At 69.2% G+C, this 18,934-nt stretch carries 3 protein-coding genes (1 of these 3 cut by a window edge); all 3 read left to right on the top strand.

Annotation, left to right across the window (positions count from 1 at the left end; translation table 11 throughout):
• Tightly spaced (each overlapping or abutting the next), the 3 genes in view from ACTOWK_RS01300 to ACTOWK_RS01290 form a layout consistent with a single transcriptional unit that may run on beyond the window.
• Positions 1–4,486: the 3' portion of an amino acid adenylation domain-containing protein gene (locus ACTOWK_RS01300; protein ID WP_441328405.1), read on the top strand. It extends 2,330 nt beyond the left edge of the window; only the last 4,486 of its 6,816 coding nucleotides appear in the window; its start codon lies beyond the left edge, outside the window; its stop codon occupies positions 4,484–4,486.
• Positions 4,479–18,170, top strand: a complete 13,692-nt coding sequence (locus tag ACTOWK_RS01295; protein WP_441328404.1) for an amino acid adenylation domain-containing protein — start codon at positions 4,479–4,481, stop codon at positions 18,168–18,170. Before ACTOWK_RS01300 ends, ACTOWK_RS01295 begins: the two co-directional genes overlap by 8 nt.
• Positions 18,167–18,934: a thioesterase II family protein gene (locus tag ACTOWK_RS01290; RefSeq protein ID WP_441328403.1), complete on the top strand. Its 768-nt coding sequence runs from the start codon at positions 18,167–18,169 to the stop codon at positions 18,932–18,934. Before ACTOWK_RS01295 ends, ACTOWK_RS01290 begins: the two co-directional genes overlap by 4 nt.

Raw genomic sequence — 18,934 nt, 5'->3', positions numbered from 1 at the left:
GCGCACGCCGGACGAGTTCTATGCCTTGCTTGCCGGGCAGGGCGTGACCGTGCTCAACCAGACCCCGAGCGCGTTCCGCGCCCTGATCGCGGCGCAGGCGCGCAGCGGACAGGCGCATGCCTTACGCAGGGTGATCTTCGGTGGCGAAGCGCTGGAGCTGCACACCCTGGCGCCTTGGATCGAGCGCAACGACTGCGAACGCACCCAGTTGATCAACATGTACGGCATCACCGAGATCACCGTGCACGCGAGCTATCGGCGCATCCGCGCCGAGGACGTGCGCCAGGCGAGCGGCAGCCTGATCGGCTGCGCGATCCCGGACCTGCAGCTGTACGTGCTCGACGAACGGCTGGAACCGGTGCCGGTCGGCGTGGCCGGCGAGCTTTACGTCGGCGGCGACGGCGTCGCCCGCGGTTATCTCAACCGCGCCGAACTCAGTGCCGAGCGTTTCCTGCGCGACCCGTTCTCGGCTTCGCCGCGGGCGCGCTTGTACAAGACCGGCGACCTCGGCCGCTGGTTGCCCGACGGCGATCTGGAGTACCTCGGCCGCAACGACTTCCAGGTCAAGATCCGCGGCTTCCGCATCGAACTCGGCGAAATCGAAGCCAAGTTGGCCGCCTGCGCCGGCGTCGCCGAAGCGGTGGTGATCGCGCGCGAAGACAGCCCGGGCGACAAGCGCCTGGTCGCGTACTTCATCGCCGCCGACGGCGCCGAGCCCGGCGCGGCCGAATTGCGCGAAGCGCTGGCGCGCGAGCTGGCCGAATACATGATCCCGAGTGCGTTCGTGCGCCTGCAGGCGCTGCCGCTGACCGCCAACGGCAAGCTCGACCGCAAGGCCTTGCCGGCGCCGGACCAGGCTTCGGTGTCGAGCCGCGGCTTCGAGGCGCCGCAGGGCGAGACCGAGCGCGTCATCGCCGGGGTCTGGCAGGAACTGCTCGGCCTGGAACGGGTCGGCCGCCACGATCATTTCTTCGAACTCGGCGGTCACTCGCTGCTGTTGATCGGCCTGATCGAACGCCTGCGTCAGCACGGCCTGTCGGTCGACGTGCGCAGCGTGTTCGCCGCGCCGACCCTGAGCGCGCTGGCCGCGCGCGCCGACGGCGCGAACGCACCCGGCGAGGCCGAGGTGCCGGCCAACCGCATCGCCGCCGACACCGTCGCCATCACCCCGGAGCTGCTGCCGCTGGTGGCGCTGGAACAGGCCCAGATCGACGCGATCGTCGCCGCGGTCCCGGGCGGGGTCGGCAACGTCCAGGATATTTATCCGCTGGCGCCGCTGCAGAAGGGCATCCTGTTCCACCACCTGCTCGAAAACCAGAGCGAGGGCGACACCTATCTGCTGCGCTCGGTGGTGGCCTTCGACGGCCGCGAGCGCCTCGACCGTTTTCTCGGCGCCTTGCAGCAGGTCATCGACCGCCACGACATCCTGCGCAGCGCCGTGCATTGGGACGGCCTGCCGCAGCCGGTGCAGGTGGTGCAGCGGCGCGCGCCGCTGCCGGTCGACGAATTGCAGCTGGTCGCAGGCGAGGCGGCCTTGCCGCAACTCATGGCGCACAGCGACACCAACCGCATTCGCCTCGACCTGAGCCGCGCGCCGGTGATGGCGGCGCAGATCGCTTTCGATGCCGAGTCGGGCGAGTGGTTGCTGGCGCTGTTGACCCACCACATCGTCGAAGACAACTACTCCAAGCAGCTCATGCTCAAGGAAGCCGAGCTGCTGCTGCAGGGGCAGGGCGATGCGCTGCCGGCGCCGATGCCGTACCGCAACTTCATCGCCCGCACCGTGGCCGCGCCGGAACAGCAGCACGAGGCCTGGTTCCGCGAGCGCTTCGGCGACGTCGACGAACCGACCGCGCCGTTCGGCGTGCTCGACGTGCAGGTCGACGGCGCCCGCGCCAACGAGTCGCGGGTCGAGTTCGCCGATGCCTTCGCCGTGCGCGTGCGCGACACCGCGCGCCGCCGGGGCGTGACCCCGTCGGTGCTGTTCCACCTGGCCTGGGCCCGCGTGCTCGGCCAGTGCAGCGGCCGCGACGACGTGGTGTTCGGCACGGTGCTGTCGGGCCGCATGCAGGGTTCGGAAGGCGCCGACCAGGTGGTCGGCATGTTCCTCAACACCTTGCCGGTGCGGGTCGGCCTGGCCGGCCGCGATGTCGGCCAGGCGGTGGGCGAAACCTACGCCTTCCTCGGTGAGTTGCTGGAACGCGAACAAGCCTCGCTGGCGTTGGCGCAGCAATGCAGCGCGATCCTGCCGCCGCTGCCGCTGTTCACCGCCTTGCTCAACTACCGCAATCGCCGCGAACTGCGCCAGGCCGACAACCGCGACGCCGATGCGGCCTGGGACGGCATGCGCCTGATCGGCGGCGATGCCCGCAACAACTACCCGCTGACTCTGTCGGTGGAAGACCGCGGCGAAGGCTTCGGCCTGACCCTGCTGTCGGTGGCCGGCATCGACGGCCCGCGTGTGGTCCGCTACATGCAGACCGCGATGGAGTCGCTGATCGGCGCGCTCGAAGCCGGCGGCGAGACGCCGTTGTTGGCGCTGCCGATCCTGCCGGGCGCAGAGCGCGAGCAGGTGCTCAACGGCTTCAACGATCTGCGCGCGGATGCGCTGCACGACCGTACCATCCATGCGCTGTTCGAGGCGCAGGCGGCTTCCACGCCGGATGCCGAAGCGCTGTTGGTCGAAGACGAAGCGCTGAGCTACGCCGAACTCAACCGCCGCGCCAACCGGGTCGCGCATCGTCTGATCGCGCTCGGCGTGAAACCCGATGATCGGGTGGCGATCTGCACCGAGCGCAGCGTGGCGATGATCGTCGGCCTGCTGGGCGTGCTCAAGGCCGGTGCGGCCTACGTGCCGTTGGACCCGAGCTATCCGATCGAGCGTCTGGCCTACATGCTCGAAGACAGCCGTCCGATCGCCTTGCTGACCCAGTCGGCCTTGCGTGCGGCGATGCCGATGCTGGAGTCATCGCCGCTGCCGCTGGTGGTGCTCGACGACGAGTCGTTGGTGACGTATAGCGATGCGAATCCGAGCATAGAAGGCCTGAGCCCGCGCAACCTGGCCTACGTGATCTACACCTCCGGTTCGACCGGCCAGCCCAAGGGTGTGATGGTCGAGCATCGCTCGGCGGTGAACTTCTGGCGGGTGATGGGCGAAACCACTCATCGCGAGCTGACCCAGCCGTCGCGCGTCGCGCTTAATGCCGCGTTCTCGTTCGACATGTCCTTGAAGGGCATCCTGCAACTGTTGTCCGGCCATGCCTTGGTACTGATCCCGCAAGCGATCCGCGCCAACGGCCCGGCGATGCTGGAGTTCATCGACCGCTACCGCATCGATGCCTTCGACAGCACGCCGTCGCAGTTGGAGGTGTTGCTGGCGGCCGGCCTGATCGGCAAGCCCGGTCACCAGCCGACCAGCGTGCTGCTTGGCGGCGAGCCGATCGGCAAGGCGATGTGGGACAAGCTCAAGGCCTCGCCGAGCATCCACTTCCACAATATGTACGGCCCGACCGAATGCACGGTCGACGCCACCATCGGCAGCATCCGCGATGCGGTCGGCGGCCCGAATATCGGTCGCCCGATTGCGAATACCCCGGTGTATCTGCTCGACAGCCGTGGTGAGCCGGTTCCGGTTGGCGTGCCGGGCGAGCTGTTTCTCGGCGGCGTGCAGGTCGCACGCGGCTATCTGGACCGTCCGGAGCTGACTGCGGAGCGCTTCGTCCGCGATCCGTTCGCCGCGAACGAAGATGCGCGCATGTACAAGACCGGCGACCTCGGCCGCTGGCGCGCCGACGGCAGCATCGAATATCTGGGCCGTAACGACTTCCAGGTCAAGATCCGCGGTTTCCGCATCGAACTCGGCGAGATCGAAGCGCGTCTGACCGCTTGCGACGGTGTGCGCGAGGCGGTGGTGATCGCGCGTGAAGACGATGGCGGCGACAAGCGCCTGGTGGCCTATGTGGTGGCGGAGCTGGGCGTCGAGATCTCGGCGGCCAACCTGCGCGAAGCACTGGCGCGCGACCTGGCCGAATACATGATCCCAAGCGCCTTCGTCGCGCTGGAATCCCTGCCCTTGAACCCGAACGGCAAGCTCGACCGCAAGGCCTTGCCGTCGCCGGACCAGTCCGCGCTCGCCAGCCGCGAGTACGAAGCGCCGCTCGGCGAAGTCGAACAGACCCTGGCGACGATCTGGCAGGACCTGCTCGGGATCGAACGGGTCGGCCGCCACGATCATTTCTTCGAGCTCGGCGGTCACTCGCTGCTGATCATGCAGTTGGCGATCCGCGTGCGTGAACAGTTCCACGTCGAAGTGCCGCTGCGCGAGCTGTTCGAACGCCCGCTGCTGTCGGTGCTGGCCGATGCGATCAAGGCCTTGCAGGTCGAGGTCTTCATCGGCGACGAACTGGGCGACATGCAGGACGAGTTGGATTCGATGTCGGAAGACGAACTGCGCAAGCTGCTGGAAAGGGAATCCGTAAATGAATAAGCAGGACCAGGCTCTGGAAGAGCTGAAACAGGCGATTTTGCGCAACCGGCTGAAGAAACGCATCGAACAGCGCGGCGACGACCTCGCCGCGACGACGATCCCGCTCGCCGACCGCAGCGCGCCGCTGCCGCTGTCGTGGGCGCAGCAGCGGCTGTGGTTCCTCGACCGGCTCGACCCCGCCGCCAGCGCCGCCTATCACATGCCGGTGGCGCTGCGCCTGCGCGGCCGCCTCGACCGCGATGCGCTCAAGGCCACGCTCGATCGTCTGATCGCGCGCCACGAAAACCTGCGTACCGGGTTCATCGAAGTCGACGGCGTGCCGACCCAAGTGGTCGCCCCGGCCGAGCGCGGTTTCGCTCTCGATGAACAAGACCTCGGCGCGTTGGCGCCCGAGGCGCGCGAAACCGCCATCGCCGAACTCGGCGGCGTCGAAGCGCGCGCCCCGTTCGACCTCGCCACCGGCCCGCTGATACGCGGCCGCTTGCTGCGCCTGGCCGACGACGAGCACGTGCTGCTGCTGACCCAACACCACATCGTCTCCGACGGTTGGTCGATCGGTGTGTTGGTGCGCGAAGTCACCGCGCTCTACAGCGCCTTCAGTCAGGGCCAGGCCGATCCGCTGCCGCCGCTGGCGATCCAGTACGCCGATTACGCGGTGTGGCAGCGCCAATGGCTGCGGGGCGAAGCCTTGCAGGGACAACTGGATTTCTGGCGCGGCCACCTCGGCGGCGCTCCGGCGCTGCTGGAACTGCCGAGCGACCGGCCGCGCCCGCCGGTGCAGCGCTATGCCGGCGGCCGCGTCGACCTGCGTCTGACCCCGCAGTTGACCGCGTCCCTGCATGCTTTGGCGCAACGTCACGGCACGACCATGTTCATGGTCTTGCTGGCGGCCTGGGCGACCCTGTTGTCGCGGCTCAGCGGCCAGGACGAAGTCGTCATCGGCAGCCCGGTGGCCAACCGCCGCCGCAGCGAAGTCGAACCGCTGATCGGTTTCTTCGTCAACACCATCGCCCTGCGCATCGACTTCCGCGACCGGCCCGACGTCGCCGCCTTGCTGGCCCAGGTCAAGGCCGCCACCCTCGGCGCCTACGCTCACCAGGACGTGCCGTTCGAGCAGGTCGTCGAAGCCCTGCAGCCGGCGCGCAGCCTCAGCTACGGGCCGGTGTTCCAGACCATGCTGGCGTTCAACAACACGCCCGGCAACAGCGAACTGACGCTGCCGGGCCTGAGCCTGGAGATGCTCGGCACCTCGCGCTACACCGCCCATTTCGACCTGGAACTGGGCCTGCGCGAGATCGACGGCGCGGTCGAGGGCAACATCGGTTACGCCAGCGATTTGTTCGATCACGCCACCATCGAGCGCTATGCCGGTTATTTCGTCAGCGTGCTCGAAGGCCTGGCCGCCGATCGCGCCGAGCCGGTCGCACGCCTGCCGTTGATGGCCGCGGCCGAACGCCAGCGCGTGCTCGAAGATTTCAACGACAGCGCGATCGCGTTCGCGCCGCCGCGGGTGTTGCACGAAGTGTTCGAGCAGCAGGCGCGCAGCACGCCCGATGCCTGTGCGCTGGTGTTCGAGGAACGCAGCCTCAGCTACGCCGAACTCAACCGCCGCGCCAACCGCGTCGCGCATCGCTTGATCGCGCTCGGAATCAAGTCCGATGACCGTGTCGCGATCTGCGCCGAGCGCGGGCCGGAACTGGTGATCGGCGTACTCGGCATCCTCAAGGCCGGCGCCGGCTACGTGCCGCTCGACCCGGCCTATCCCGACGAGCGCCTGGCCTACATGCTCGGCGACGCCGAGCCGCTGGCCTTGCTGAGCCAGCGCAGCCTGCTCGTCGAAGTGCCGGCGCTCGCTGCCTCGGGTGTACCGCTGCTCGACCTCGACGATGCCGCACTCGCCGCCGAGCCCGAACACGACCCGCTCGTGGCCGGGTTGACGCCGGATCACTTGGCCTACGTCATCTACACCTCGGGCTCGACCGGCCAGCCCAAGGGCGTGGCGATGCCGCAAGCGCCGCTGGTCAACCTGATCGATTGGCAGTGCCGCGACCAGGCCGGCCGCGCCGCCGGCGAGAAGGTGCTGCAGTTCTCCGCGCTCGGTTTCGACGTCGCTTTCCAGGAATTGTTCTACACGCTGGCTTCGGGTGGCTGCCTGATGCTGCTGCGCGAAGCGACCCGCCAGGACCCGTTCGCGCTGGTCGAGTTCATCAAGCGCCACGAGGTGCAGCGGATCTTCCTGCCGTTCGTGGCCTTCCAGGGCCTGGTCGCGGCGGCCGAGCGCAACGGCGAAGCCTTGCCCTCGCTGACCCGCGTGGTCACCGCCGGCGAGCAGTTGTTCGTCAACCCGGCGATCCGCAGTTTCTTCGCCCGCGTCCCCGGACGCGAGTTGCACAATCACTACGGCCCGACCGAAAGCCACGTCTGCACCGCCCACGTCCTGGCGGGCGATCCGACGGACTGGCCGGCGACGCCGCCGATCGGCGCGCCGATCGCCAATGCGCGCATCTATCTGCTCGACGGCGAGCGCCAACCGGTGCCGCCCGGCGTCAACGGCGAGATCTACATCGGCGGCGCCTGCCTGGCGCGCGGTTATCTCGGCCGCCCCGAACTCAGCGCCGAGCGCTTCCTGGCCGACCCCTTCGTCGCCGACGCCGATGCGCGCATGTACAAGACCGGCGACCTCGGCCGCTGGTTGCCCGACGGCACGGTCGACTACCTCGGCCGCAACGATTTCCAGGTCAAGATCCGCGGCTTCCGGGTCGAGCTCGGCGAGATCGAGGCGCGCCTGTGCGCCTGCGCCGGCGTGCGCGAGGCGGTGGTGACCGCGCGCGACGACCAGGCCGGCGGCAAGCGCCTGGTCGCGTATCTGTTGGCCGAGCGGGGCGCCGACGTGTCGGCGGCGAGCTTGCGCGCCGCGTTGGCCCGCGACCTCGCCGAATACATGCTGCCGTCCGCGTTCGTGACCCTGGACGCCTGGCCGATGTCGCCGAACGGCAAGCTCGACCGCAGGGCCTTGCCGGCGCCGGACCAGTCCGCGCTGGCGCTGCGCGAGTACCAAGCGCCGCAGGGCGAACTCGAGCAGACCGTGGCGCGGGTCTGGTGCGAACTGCTCGGCCTGGAACGCGCCGGCCGCCAGGACCAGTTTTTCGAACTCGGCGGGCATTCCTTGCTCGCGGTGCAGTTGGTCACGCGCCTGCGCGAAGCGCTCGGCGTCGAGCTGGCCTTGCGCGAGGTGTTCGCTCACCCGAGCCTGGCCGCGATGGCGGCGGCCTTGGCCGAGGCCGGCCGCGCCGACGACAGCGCCATCGCCCGCGCCGACCGCAGCGGCGCCTTGCCGCTGTCGTGGGCGCAACAGCGCTTATGGTTCCTCGATCAACTCGATCGCGCCGCCAGCGCCGCCTATCACATGCCGGCGGCGCTGCGCCTGAGCGGCACGCTCGATCGCAGCGCGCTCAAGCGCACCCTCGACGGCATCGTCGCCCGTCACGAAAACCTGCGCACGAGTTTCGTCGACGGCGGCGGTACGCCGGTGCAGGTGATCGCGCCGGCCGAAGTCGGCTTCGCCCTGATCGAACACGACCTCAGCGACATCGTCGCCGAGGCGCGCGAGTCCGCGGTGGCGGCACTGGCCGCGCAGGAAGCGCAGGCGCCGTTCGATCTCGCCGTAGGCCCGCTGATCCGCGGCCGTCTGTTGCGGCTGGCCGAGGACGAGCACGTGCTGCTGGTCACCCAGCATCACATCGTCTCCGACGGTTGGTCGCTCGGCGTGCTGGTGCGCGAAGTCAGCGCGCTGTACGCGGCGTTCCATGAGGGCCGCGACGATCCCTTGCCGCCGCTGCCGATCCAGTACGTCGACTACGCCCTGTGGCAACGGCAGTGGTTGCAGGGCGAGACCCTGCAGGCGCAGCTGGACTTCTGGCGCGAGCATCTGCGAGGCGCGCCGGCCTTGCTGGAACTGCCGGCCGACCGTCCGCGCCCGCCGCTGCAGAGCTATACCGGCGACCGCGTCGCCCTGAGCCTGTCGCCGGCCTTGACCGCCTCGTTGCGCGCCTTGTCGCAGCGCCACGGCACGACCTTGTTCATGACCCTGCTGGCGGCGTGGTCGGTGCTGTTGTCGCGTCTGAGCGGGCAGGACCAGGTCGTCGTCGGCAGCCCGGTCGCCAACCGCCAGCGCGCCGAAGTCGAGCCGCTGATCGGTTTCTTCGTCAACACCCTGGCCCTGCGCGTCGACCTGAGCGCGGCGCCGAGCGTGGCCGCGCTGCTGGCCCAGATCAAGGCCACCACCCTGGATGCCTATGCGCATCAGGACCTGCCGTTCGAGCAGGTGGTCGAAGCGGTGCAGCCGGCGCGTACCCTGAGCTACAGCCCGCTGTTCCAGAGCATGCTGGCCTTCAACAACACTCCGGACGGCGGCGCCCTGGAGCTGCCGGGGCTGACCCTGGAAGCGATCGGCGGCGCCCGCCACACCGCGCACTTCGACATCGAACTGGCGGTCACCGACGCCGGCGCCACTCTCGAAGGCAATCTGGCCTTCGCCACCGACCTGTTCGAACGCGCCACCATCGAGCGCTACGCCGGGCACTTCGTTCGCCTGCTCGAAGCCATGGCCGGCGACGACGCGCGTACGGTCGATGCCTTGCCCTTGCTCAGCGCGGAGCAGCGCGAACAGGTGGTGCGCGGCTTCAACGCCACCGATGCCGACTATCCGCATGAGCGTTGCATCCACGAGGTATTCGAGCAGCGCGCGGCCGAGCGGCCGACGGCGATCGCCGCGCGTTTCCAGGGCCGCAGCCTGAGCTATGCCGAACTCGACCGCTGCGCGAATCGTGTCGCCCATCGCCTGATCGCGCTCGGCGTACGACCCGATGATCGCGTCGCGATCTGCGCCGAACGCGGCCTGGAGCTGCTGGTCGGCGTGCTCGGCATCCTCAAGGCCGGCGCCGGCTACGTGCCGCTGGACCCGCAGCATCCCGACGAACGCCTGGCCTTCATGCTTATCGACAGCGCGCCGCGTGCGCTGCTGGCGCCGGCCGCCTTGCGCGAGTCCGTGGCCGCTCTGGCGCAGGCCGAGGCCGCGTTCGTGGCCATGGACGGCATCGCCGATGCGCAATCGCCGTCGCCGCTCGATCTCGCTCCCGACGTGGCCGGGCTGGGTTCGCGTCATCTCGCCTACGTGATCTACACCTCGGGTTCGACCGGCCTGCCCAAGGGGGTGATGGTCGAGCACCGCAACGTGCTGCGTCTGGTGATCAACAACGAGTGCGCCCAGTTCGGCGTCGACGACGTGATCGGCCTGTGCGCGAACCCGGCCTTCGATGCCTCGACCTGGGAACTGTGGGGCGCCTTGCTCAATGGCGCGTGTCTGGAAGTGATCGCAGCCGCCGACGTGCTGCAACCGGCGCGCTTCGCCGCAGCCCTGATCGACGGCGGCGTGACCGCGCTGTGGCTGACGGTCGGCCTGTTCAACGAATACGTCGATGTCTTGGCGCCGGCCTTCGCCGGGCTGAACCATCTGCTGATCGGCGGCGACGCACTCGACCCGCGCAGCGTCGCGCGCGCGTTGAGCCGCGCGCAGCGGCCGCGACGCCTGGTCAACGGCTACGGCCCGACCGAGACCACCACCTTCGCGACCAACTTCGAGATCGCCGCGGTCGCCGAGGGCGCGCGCAGCATTCCGATCGGCAAGCCGATCGCCAACACCCGCATCTATCTGCTCGACCCGCGCGGCGAGCCGGTGCCGGTCGGCGTCGCCGGCGAGCTGTACATCGGCGGCCCCGGCGTGGCCCGCGGTTATCTCAACCGCGACGAGCTCAGCGCCGAACGTTTCGTCGCCGACCCCTTTGGCGATGAGCCGGGCGCGCGCTTGTATCGCAGTGGCGACCTCGGCCGCTGGCAAGCCGACGGCAGCATCGAGTTCCTCGGCCGCAACGATTTCCAGGTCAAGATCCGAGGCTTCCGCATCGAACTCGGCGAAATCGAAGCGCGCCTGGCCGACTGCGAAGGCGTGCGCGAAGCGGTGGTGCTGGCGCGCGAAGACCAGCCCGGCGACAAGCGCCTGGTGGCCTATGTGATCGCCGAAGACGGCATCGAGTTGTCGGCGGCAACGTTGCGCGAAGCCCTGGCCAAGAACCTGGCCGACTACATGCTGCCGTCGGCCTTCGTCAGCCTGAGCGCGTGGCCGCTGACCGCGAACGGCAAGCTCGACCGCAAGGCGCTGGCGGCGCCGGACGCATCGGCGGTAGCGGCGCGCGAGTACGAGGCGCCGCAGGGCGAGGCCGAAACCGCGGTCGCGGCGATCTGGTGCGAGCTGTTGGGCCTGCCGCGTGTCGGCCGTCACGACCATTTCTTCGAACTCGGCGGTCACTCGCTGCTCGCCGTGCAACTGACCACGCGCCTGCGCGAAAGCCTGGGCGCGGCGCTGGCTCTGCGCGAGGTGTTCGCGCGGCCGACCCTGGCGGCGATGGCGGCGGCCCTGGCCGGCGCCGAACGCGCCGACGAGGCGACGATTCCGCACGCCGACCGCAGCCAGGCGCTGCCGCTGTCCTGGGCGCAGCAGCGGCTGTGGTTCCTCGACCGGCTCGATCCGGCCGCGGGCGCGGCCTATCACATGCCGACCGCCTTGCGCCTCAGCGGCCGTCTCGACCGCGATGCGCTCAAGGCCACCCTCGACCGCATCGTCGCCCGCCACGAGAACCTGCGCACTTGTTTCGTCGAAATCGAGGGGATCGCATCGCAGTCGATCGCGCCGGCCGATCGCGGTTTCGACCTGATCGAGATCGACCTGCGCGAGCTCGACGCCGATGCGCGCGACCGTGCGGTCGCCGAACTCGGCGCCGAGGAAGCGCGCTCGCCGTTCGACCTCGCCGCCGGCCCGCTGATCCGCGGCCGCCTGCTGCGCCTGGCCGAGGCCGAGAACGTGCTGTTGCTGACCCAGCACCATATCGTCTCCGACGGTTGGTCGCTCGGCGTGCTGGTCAAGGAAGTGACCGCGCTGTATGCGGCTTTCAGCCAGGGCCAGGACGACCCGCTGCCGCCGTTGCCGATCCAGTACGCCGACTACGCGCAATGGCAGCGCCAGTGGCTGCAGGGCGAGACCTTGCGCGAGCAAGTCGAGTTCTGGCGGGGACATCTGCACGGCGCGCCGGCGCTGTTGGAACTGCCGAGCGACCGTCCGCGCCCGTCGCTGCAGAGCTATGCCGGCGACCGCGTCGGCCTGAGCCTGTCGCCGCAGCTCACCGCAGGTCTGCGCGAGTTGTCGCAGCGCCACGGCGCGACCTTGTTCATGACCTTGCTCGCAGCGTGGTCGACCTTGCTGTCGCGGCTGAGCGGGCAGGGCGAGATCGTCGTCGGCAGCCCGGTCGCCAACCGCCAGCGCGCCGAGATCGAGCCGCTGATCGGTTTCTTCGTCAACACCCTGGCGCTGCGCATCGAGATCGACGGCCAAGCCAGCGTCGCCGAGCTGCTGGATCGCGTGCGCGCGACCATGCTCGACGCCTATGCGCACCAGGATGTGCCGTTCGAGCAGGTGGTCGAAGCGGTGCAGCCCGCGCGTAGCCTGAGCTACAGCCCGTTGTTCCAGACCATGTTCGCGTTCAACAACACCCCGGGCGGCGGCACCTTGCAACTGCCGGGGCTGGAACTCGAAAGCATCGGCCGGCCGCTGCACACCGCGCATTTCGATCTCGAACTCGCCCTGGCCGACAGCGGCGACAGCCTGCAGGGCAATTTGTCCTTCGCCAGCGACCTGTTCGAGCGCGAGACCATCGAACGCTACGCCGGCTATTTCGTGCGCCTGCTTGAAGCGATGGTCGCCGACGCCCAGTGCCCGGTAAGCCGCCTGCCGCTGCTGCCGGCGGCCGAGCGTGAGCTCGTATTGGAGAGCTTCAACGACACTGCGTTCGATTACCCGCGCGAGCGCTTGCTGCATCAGCCGTTCGAGGCACAGGTGCATTCGACCCCGGAAGCGACCGCGCTGCTCTGTGGCGACGAGCGGTTGAGCTACGCCGAACTCAATCGCCGCGCCAATCGCATCGCCCATCGTCTGATCGCGCGCGGCGTGCGTGCCGACGACCGCGTCGCGATCTGCCTCGAACGCGGTCCGTCGCTGGTGGCCGGCGTGCTCGGCATCCTCAAGGCCGGTGCCGCCTACGTGCCGCTGGACCCGAATTATCCGCCGGACCGTCTGGCCTACATGCTCGCCGACAGCGCGCCGATGGCTCTGCTGAGTCAAACGTCGTTGGCGGGTCTGCTCGGCGAGGTCGCTGTGCCGGTGCTATGCGCCGACGATACGGCTTTGGCCGATCAGCCCGGGCACAACCCGACGGTGGATGGGCTGACTGCCCGTCATCTGGCCTACGTGATCTACACCTCCGGCTCGACCGGCCAGCCCAAGGGCGTGGCGATCGAACACGCGAATGCGGCCAACTTCATCGCCTGGGCCAACGCCAACTTCAGCCGCGAGCAGCTTGCCAACACGCTGTTCTCGACGTCGATCAACTTCGACCTGGCGGTGTACGAGCTGTTCGCGCCACTCAGTGTCGGTGCGCAGATCACGGTCGTGCGCGATGTGCTGGCCACCGACCCGAGCAGCCCGCTGAGCCTGATCAACACCGTGCCTTCGGGCATCAACGCCTTGCTGCAGAGCGGCGGGGTGCCGGCGGCCACGCGCACGGTCAATCTGGCCGGCGAACCGCTCAAGCGCGCCCTGGTCGAGCAGTTGTTCGCCCAGACCGAGGTGGCGACGGTCGCCAATCTGTACGGCCCGACCGAGACCACGACGTACTCGACCTGGGTGGCGATGGATCGTAACGATGGCTTCGTCGCCCACATCGGCAAGCCGGTCGCGAATACCCGTATCTACATCGTCGATGCGCACCTGCAGCCGGTGCCGGTTGGCGTGGTCGGCGAGCTGTACATCGGCGGCGAAGGCGTGGCGCGCGGCTATCTGCATCGCCCGGAGCTGACCGCGGAACGTTTCCTCAACGACCCCTTTGTCGCCAATCCCGATGCGCGGATGTACAAGACCGGCGACCTCGGCCGCTGGCGCGCCGACGGGACCATCGAATACCTCGGGCGCAACGACTTCCAGGTCAAGATCCGCGGCTTCCGCATCGAGCTCGGCGAAATCGAGACTAAGCTGGCCGCCTGCGTAGGCGTGCGCGAAGCGGTGGTGGTGGCGCGCGAAGGCGAGGGCGGCGACAAGCGCTTGATCGCCTACGTGGTCCCCGCTGAAGGCATCGAACTGTCGGCCGCAAACCTGCGCGAACAACTGTCGCGCAGCCTGGCCGAGTTCATGCTGCCGAGCGCCTTCGTGAGCCTGGCGGCGCTGCCGCTGACCCCGAACGGCAAGCTCGACCGCAAGGCACTGCCGGCGCCGGGCGACGACGCGGTGATCCGCCGCGATTTCGAAGCGCCGCAGGGCGAGACCGAGACCGCGCTCGCGCAAATCTGGTGCGAGCTGCTGGGCCTGGAGCGGGTCGGCCGCCACGACCAGTTCTTCGAACTCGGCGGGCATTCGCTGTTGGCGCTGCAACTGGTCACCCGCCTGCGTTCGACCCTCGGCCTGGAGTTCGCCCTGCGCGAGGTGTTCGCGCAGCCCAGCCTCGAAGGCATGGCGCGTGCCCTGGATCGCATCGACCGCGTCGCCGGGGCGCTGGCGCCGATCGCGCCGGCCGACCGCAACGGTCCGCTGCCTTTGTCGTGGGCGCAACAACGCCTGTGGTTCCTGGATCAGCTCGATCCGGCCGCGGGCGCGGCTTATCACATGCCGGCGGCGCTGCGTTTGAGCGGCACGCTGGACCGCGACGCGCTCAAGGCCGCGCTCGACCGGGTCGTCGCGCGCCACGAGAACCTGCGCACGTGCTTCGCTGAGGTCGATGGCGAGCCGGTGCAGCTGATCGCCGCCGTCGATGCCGGCTTTGCCCTGATCGAACACGATCTGCGCGAACTCGACGAGACGGCGCGCGAACATGCGCTGGCCAGCCTGAGCCTGCAGGAGGCGCGCGCGCCGTTCGACCTCGCTCGCGGCCCGCTGATTCGCGGCCGCCTGCTGCGCCTGCGCGACGACGAGCACGTATTGCTGGTCACCCAGCACCACATCGTCTCCGACGGTTGGTCGATCGGCGTGCTGGTGCGGGAAGTGGCGGCCTTGTACGCGGCCCGCCACGAGGGCCGCGCCGATCCACTGCCGCCTCTGCCGATCCAGTACGCCGATTACGCACTCTGGCAACGCCAGTGGCTGCAGGGCGAGACCTTGCGCGAGCAGGTCGAGTTCTGGCGCGGCCATCTGCAAGGCGCGCCGGCGCTGTTGGAACTGCCGAGCGACCGTCCGCGCCCGCCGCTGCAGAGCTATGCCGGCGACCGGGTCGAACTGCGGCTGTCGGCGCAGGCCTCGGCGGGCTTGCGTGCCTTGTCGCAGCGTCACGGCACGACCGTGTTCATGACCTTGCTGGCCGGCTGGGCGAGCCTGTTGTCGCGCTTGAGCGGACAGGGAGAGGTGGTGATCGGCAGCCCGGTCGCCAACCGCCAGCGTGCCGAGATCGAGCCGCTGATCGGTTTCTTCGTCAACACTCTGGCCTTGCGCATCGGCGTCGACGGCCGGGCCAGCATCGCTGAGTTGTTGGCGCAGGTGAAGGCGACCATGCTCGATGCCTATGCGCATCAGGACCTGCCGTTCGAGCAGGTGGTCGAAGCGGTGCAGCCCGCGCGCAGCCTGAGTTACAGCCCGCTGTTCCAGACCATGTTCGCGTTCAACAACACCCCGGGCGGCGGCGCGCTCGCCTTGCCGGGGCTGGCCCTGGAATCGATCGACAGCCCGCTGGCGACGACTCAGTTCGACCTGTCGCTGGCCCTGGCCGACGGTGCCGACGGCATTGCCGGCAGCCTGGCCTATGCGACCGCCTTGTTCGATCGCGCCACCGCCGAGCGCTATGCCGCCTGCTTGGTGTCGATGCTCGAAGCGATGGTCGCCGACGAGCGTTGTGCCATAGCCGCGTTGCCGTTGCTGGGCGCGCCGCAACGCGTGCAGGTGCTGCGCAGCTTCAACGACACCGAGGCAAGGTTCGCTCTGCCCGACTCGATCCATCGCGGCTTCGAACTGCAGGTGCGTCGCACGCCCGAGGCCGAGGCCCTGGTCTGCGGCGAACGCCGCTTGAGCTACGCCGAACTCAACCGCCGCGCCAACCGCGTCGCTCATCGCCTGATCGCACTGGGCGTGCGCGCCGACGACCGCGTCGCGATCCGGGTCGAACGCGAGCTCGACAGCATCGTCGGCGTGCTCGGCATCCTCAAGGCCGGCGCCGGCTACGTGCCGCTGGACCCGGCCTATCCGCAAGAGCGCCTGGACTACATGCTCGCCGACAGCGCGCCGGTGGCCTTGCTGACGACCTCCGCGGCATCGCAGCTCACGACCGCGCTACCGACGATCGCGCTCGACGATGCGGCCCTGGCCGCGCAGCCCGAGCACGACCCCGAGGTGGCCGGCATCGGCGCGCAGCAGTTGGCCTACGCGATCTACACCTCCGGTTCGACCGGACGGCCGAAGGGGGTAATGGTCGAGCACCGCAACGTGCTCAATCTGTGGGCCGCGCTGGAAGCCGAGGCCTTCGTCCATTGCACTGCCGACGCGCGGGTCGCGCTCAACGCCGGCCTGTCCTTCGATGCCTCGCTGCAAGCGCTGAGCCAGTTGCTGTCCGGCCGCAGCGTGGTGCTGGTGCCGGCCGAGGTCCGCGCCGATGGCCAGGCCATGCTCGACTTCCTGGTCCGCGAACGCATCCAGGCCTTCGACTGCACGCCGGCCCAGTTCGAGTTGCTGATCGAACACGGCCTGTTGCGCCGCGACGACGGCGACCTGCGCATGGTGCTGATCGGCGGCGAAGCGCTGTCCTCGCGCGCCTGGGACGCCGCCGCGGCCTCGTCGCTGCACTGCTTCAACGTCTACGGCCCGACCGAATGCACGGTCGACGCGACCCTGGCGCCGATCCGCGCCGGCGTCGCCCCGCATATCGGCACGCCGCTCGCCAACACCCAGGTCTACATCCTCGACGGCGAACGCCAGCCGGTGCCGATCGGCGTGGCCGGCGAGCTGTATATCGGCGGTGCCGGCGTGGCGCGCGGCTATCTGCATCGTCCCGAGCTGAGCGCGGAACGTTTCGTCGAAGATCCCTTCGGCGCCGAGACTGCCGCACGCATGTACCGCACCGGCGACCTCGGCCGCTGGCGCGAAGACGGCCGCATCGAATACCTGGGCCGCAACGATTTCCAGGTCAAGATCCGCGGCCATCGCATCGAGCTCGGCGAGATCGAGGCCCGGCTGGGCGAATGCGACGGCGTGCGCGAGGCGGTGGTGGTCGCACGCGAAGACCAATCCGGCGATCAGCGCCTGGTGGCCTATCTGCTCGCACGCGGCGACGCCGCACCGGGCGCGGCTGAATTGCGCGCGCAACTGGCGCGCTCGCTCGCCGAGCATATGCTGCCGGCCGCGTTCATGGTCCTGCCGGCGTGGCCGCTGACCGCCAATGGCAAGCTCGATCGCGCCGCTTTGCCGGCGCCGGATGGCGCAGCGCGGGTGCAATACGAGTACGCCGCGCCGCAGGGCGCGACCGAGCAGGCCATCGCCGAGATCTGGTCGCAGTTGCTCGGCGTAGAGCGAGTAGGGCGCCACGAGCGTTTCTTCGAACTCGGCGGCCATTCGTTGCTGGCGATCCGGGTGGTGCACGAGCTGCGTGCGCGCCTCGGCGTGGCGGTGCCGCTGTCGGCGACCTTCTCGGCGCCGACACTCGCGGCATTGGCCGCGATGATCGACGACGCGGCGGTGCAACCGGCGTCGCTGTGCGTGCCGCTGCAGGCGGCAACGTCGGGCCGGCCGCTGTTCTGCGTGCATCCGGTCGGCGGGCAGGTGTCGTTCTATGGCGCGCTGGCCGCGCGATTGGCCGCGCTGGGTCCGGTCTACGGCCTGCAATCGCCGGAGGCGGCCGGCCTGCCGCAGCGCCCCGCCTCGTTGCAGGCGCTGGCGCAGGCCCAGCTCGAAGCGATCCGCGGCCGCCAGCCGCAGGGCCCGTACCGATTGCTCGGCTGGTCCAGCGGAGGCATCCTCGCGGCGACCATCGCGCAACAATTGATCGCCGCTGGGGAACGGGTCGAGTACCTCGGCCTGCTCGATACCCATCTGCCCATCGCCGGTCTCGACAAGGACCCGATGCGCGCGGCCGAGGTCGCCCTGCGCGCGGAGCTGCAGAGCCGCGGCCTGGCCTGGCCAGTATCGGTCGAGTTCGACGGACTGGCCATCGAGGTGTTGTCGGCGCAAAACTTCCAACAGGCCGAACCGCTGTTGCAGCGTCTTGGCTGGCACGACGCCGATGCGGTGGCCTTCGCCCATCTGCAGGCGCAATGGCCGGTGACGCGTGCGCATCTGCAGTTGTTGTCGGGCTATGTCGCGAGCCGCGTCGATGCGCCGGTGCAGGCCTTCGCTGCGGATTCGTCGACTCGCATCGCCGAAGGCATCGAGGTCATTACCGGCAGCGGCACCGCGGTCGCGGTCGACGCCGGCCACTACGCCATGCTCGCCGAGCCGCATGCGCAAAGCATCGCCGCGGCCATCGCCGGCTTCCTTGCCCATTCCACCTCCACACGCACCTCCCGCGGCAGCGCCGATGCCGCGTGCGCCCTTGCCGAGACCCTGACATGAGCTCGTCGCTGTCCTTGCAGACCACGCCGTGGTTGATCCGCACGCCGTCCTCGACCCGGCGCATGCGGCTGTTCTGCTTTTCCTACGCCGGCGGCAACGCCTTCAATTTCTTCCGCTGGCAGGAGGCGCTCGACCCGGCCGTGGAAGTCTGCGCGGTGCAGTTGCCGGGGCGCAGCGCGCGCATCGCCGAGGAGCCGATCGCATCCTTGCCGGCCTTGCTGCAGGCGGTGGCGCCGGTGATCTCGCGCATGGACGATCTGCCGTGCGCGTTCTTCGGCCACAGTGTCGGCGCCCTGGTCGCGTTCGAGCTGAGCCGTTATCTGCGCCTGCACGGCTTGAGCACGCCGAGCCATCTGTTCATGTCCGGCTGCCACGCGCCGCAGTTCCGCAGCCCGACCCGGCAACTGCACACCTTGTCGGACGAGCAGTTCACCGAGGTGCTGCGCGAGTACGAGGGCACGCCGCCGGAAGTGCTGGAAAGCCGCGAGCTGATGGAGCTGCTGCTGCCGGCGATCCGCGCCGATTTCGCCATCGCCGAGAACTACCGCTATCGCCACGGCCCGCTGTTGTCGATGCCGATCAGCGTGTTCGCCGGGCATGAGGATCTGAACAAGGAGCCCGGCCAGGTCGACGGCTGGCAGAAGGAAACCTCGGGGGCCTGCCAGGCGACCTGGTTCGACGGCGGCCACTTTTTCGTCAACAGCCAGCGCGCGGCGGTGCTGGAACAACTCAACGCCGAACTGACCGCAAATTTGTGTGTATAG

This window comes from Lysobacter sp. CA196 (genome assembly GCF_052078695.1).
Taxonomy (GTDB): Bacteria; Pseudomonadota; Gammaproteobacteria; order Xanthomonadales; family Xanthomonadaceae; genus Lysobacter.
Note: the sequence above shows the minus strand (reverse complement) of the source record. Positions and strands in the feature narration are given on the sequence as shown.

Bases quoted from the DNA above. Each gene is read 5' to 3' on its own strand.
- ACTOWK_RS01290 (WP_441328403.1), top strand. From the start codon at position 18,167: ATGAGCTCGTCGCTGTCCTTGCAGACCACGCCGTGGTTGATCCGCACG.
- ACTOWK_RS01295 (WP_441328404.1), top strand. From the start codon at position 4,479: ATGAATAAGCAGGACCAGGCTCTGGAAGAGCTGAAACAGGCGATTTTG.